The following is a 2,714-nucleotide window of genomic DNA, read 5'->3' as shown; positions in this document are numbered from 1 at the left end:
GGCGGGGTGCAGCCGCGCACCGGGGCGGCCGAGCACCTCCACCCGCACCGGCCCGGCGCCCACCCCCCACGGCACCGCCCCGCGCGGCCCGGACCGCGGCCGCAGCGCCCGCACCCGCAGCTCCGCCTCCACCACGGACGCCACGGCCCGCACCAGGTCCAGGGCGCGCCGCTCACCCAGGGCGGCGCCCCCGGTGACGTCCAGCACCCCCAGCAGCCGGCCCGTGGCGGGATCGTGCAGCGGGGCCGCCGAGCAGCTCCAGCGGGAGACCGCGGCCGCGTAGTGCTCCTGCGCCAGCACCCGCACCGGGCGGTCCAGGTGCAGCGCGGTGCCCGGCGCGTTCGTCCCCGCGGCGTCCTCGCTCCAGCGGGCGCCCTCGACGAAGCACACGTCCTCCGCGGCCCGGCGCAGGGAGCGGTCGCCCTCCACCCACAGCAGGGTGCCGTGCTCGTCGCCGAGGGCCACGAGCACCGGCACCCCGAGGGGTTCCTCCAGCAGCAGGCGGCGCACCGCGGGCAGCACCGGCCGCAGCGGGTGCGCGTCGCGGGCCTCGCGCAGCGCGGAGGCGTCCAGGGCGAGCGGCGCCAGCAGCCGCTCGGGGTCCAGCCCGCGCGAGGCGCTGCGCCGCCAGGACTCGGCGACGAGGCGGCGGACGCCGCCGTCCCCGGTGTCCACCCGCCACCCCCTCTACGCCGCGGTGAGGACGACCCCGCCGGTCCCCGTGTCCAGCACGGCGTGGCCGCCCTGGAAGTCCTGCCGCAGCCGGCCCGTCCCCGCCGGGCGCGGCTCGCTCGTCGGCAGGCCGAACCGCCCGCCCGCGCCGCCGCGCTGCAGCCACGCCGCGCGGATCGCGCCCGTGACGCTGTGCGCGCCCGACTCCCGCGACCAGTAGATCGACCCACCGCCGAAGTCGTTGAACCTGCCCCGCCCGTCCGGCGTCACCAGCTCGTCCGTCGTGGGGTACCCCAGCGGACCCGCCTCCCACCCCAGGCGCTCCCACAGATCCCGGATCGCCCCCTGCACCGCGTGCGCACCCGACTCCGGCGACCAGTACACCGACGCCCCACCGGAACCGTCGAAGTGATTGAACCGCCCCCGCCCGTCCGGCGTCACCAGCTCGCTCGTCGTCGGGTACCCCAGCGGACCCGCCTCCCAGCCGAGGCGCTCCCACACGTCCCGGATCGCCCCCTGCACCGCGTGCGCACCCGACTCCCGCGTCCAGTACACCGACGCCCCACCGGAACCGTCGAAGTGGTTGAACCGCCCCCGCCCGTCCGGCGTCACCAGCTCGTCCGTCGTCGGGTACCCCAGCGGACCCGCCTCCCAGCCCAGCCGCTCGTACGTACCGCGGATCGCGCCGTGCAGCTCGTGCGCGCCGGTGGCCGCCGAGAAGTAGATCGAGCCGCCGTCGAAGTGCTGGAACGTGCCGCGCCCGTCCGGGGTGGGCTTCTCGGGGGTGACCTGCTCGCCCAGGGCGCCGCCCGGCCCGCCGAGGGCGGTGTGCTTGCCGCCGATCGGGGTGCAGTCCTGCAACGTCGGCGCCGAGTGCGCGTTGGTGCGCTGGTCGGTGGCCGGCGTCGTGGAGCACTTCCACGCCGGGATCCGCCACGGCGGGGTGCACGTCACCACCCGGCACCACACCGGGCCGGTGCAGCCCACGTCGGCGTTGCACTGCCCGTAGCGGAACTCGTTGCAGCACACCCGCCGCCGGTCGCACTGCCCCGCCGGGCCGCACCCGCAGGAGCAGTTCATGCAGCCCTCGCCGCAGAAGGAGTTCCGGCCCGTGCAGCCGCAGGAGCAGTAGCTGTGGCAGTCGATGTAGTAGCGGGCGCCACCGCAGCAGTACCCCGAGCCGTCGGACTTCCACCAGCCGCCGACCAGGCTGCCCGGCGGGCACCGGTTCACCCCGCCGGACAGGGTGGCGCAGAACACCGTGTACCCCGAGGAGCAGGTGGAGTCGATGCCGCACACCGCGGCGTAGGCGCTCGTCGGGCGGGTGGCGTACGTCCACGGCGCCACCGCCACCGCCGAACCCACCACCGCCACCCGGGACAGGAACCCCCGGCGGTCGCTGCGCCGGGCCAGCAGCCGGGAGGCGCCCTCGACCAGCCGGACGGTCAGCGTGGGGGCGGGCGGCGGCGGGGTCTCGGCCACCGCGGGCGGCGGGGGGTCGGCGATCGCGGTCACAGGGGGGCCTCCGTCGCGGGGTCGAGGGCGAGGGTGGACAGCATCGGCGCCAGGCGGTTCACCAGCGCCGCCCGGCGGGCGTGGCTGCCCAGCACCACGTACAGGCAGAAGGCGCGGCCGTCGGCCTGGAAGAACCACTGGCAGCCGGACTGGCCGGGGATGCTGCGCTGCAGCCGGTTCGGCCGGAAGTCCGCCGCCGTCGGCCGCGGCCAGCCCCGGTTCGCGAACAACCGGGTGCCGCAGGCCTCCGGTTCGTGCTCGAACAGCGAGACGAACACGTCGTCCGGGCCGAGCAGCCCCGTCACGCCGCCGCCGAAGTCGCCGCGGACCTCCGGCAGCGCCACCGTCGAGGCGTGCAGCACCGGCCGCGGCCGCGCCCCCTCCTCGTGGGTCTCGGGCGCGCGGCGGGTGATGCGCACGTCCCAGCCGCGCGGTGCGTCCAGGGCCAGGCCGTGCGCGCGCAGCATCACCGCGCACCACCCGCCCGGACCCGCGGTGTGCGAACTGCCACGGTGCTCCCCCTCACT

At 77.2% G+C, this 2,714-nt stretch carries 3 protein-coding genes; all 3 read right to left on the bottom strand.

Annotated elements, in window-relative coordinates; genetic code table 11:
* Positions 1-675: GAF domain-containing protein (locus ABEB16_RS18660; protein WP_345713714.1), on the bottom strand; the 675-nt coding region annotated here is incomplete at its 3' end.
* Positions 676-687: 12 nt separating this feature from the next.
* The gene (locus tag ABEB16_RS18655; protein ID WP_345713713.1) at positions 688-2,187 is read right to left on the bottom strand and encodes an LGFP repeat-containing protein; all 1,500 of its coding nucleotides are present in this window, start codon (positions 2,185-2,187) and stop codon (positions 688-690) included.
* Entirely contained in the window at positions 2,184-2,654 is a 471-nt protein-coding gene (locus ABEB16_RS18650) for a hypothetical protein (protein WP_345713712.1), read from the bottom strand. Before ABEB16_RS18650 ends, ABEB16_RS18655 begins: the two co-directional genes overlap by 4 nt.
* Positions 2,655-2,714 lie beyond the last annotated feature (60 nt).

Origin of the sequence: Kineococcus glutinatus (assembly GCF_039542765.1) — a bacterium.
Classification (GTDB): Bacteria; Actinomycetota; Actinomycetes; order Actinomycetales; family Kineococcaceae; genus Kineococcus_A; species Kineococcus_A glutinatus.
Note: the sequence above shows the minus strand (reverse complement) of the source record. Positions and strands in the feature narration are given on the sequence as shown.

Coding starts and splice junctions, on each gene's coding strand:
- ABEB16_RS18650 (WP_345713712.1), bottom strand. CDS start 2,654: ATGCTGCGCGCGCACGGCCTGGCCCTGGACGCACCGCGCGGCTGGGAC.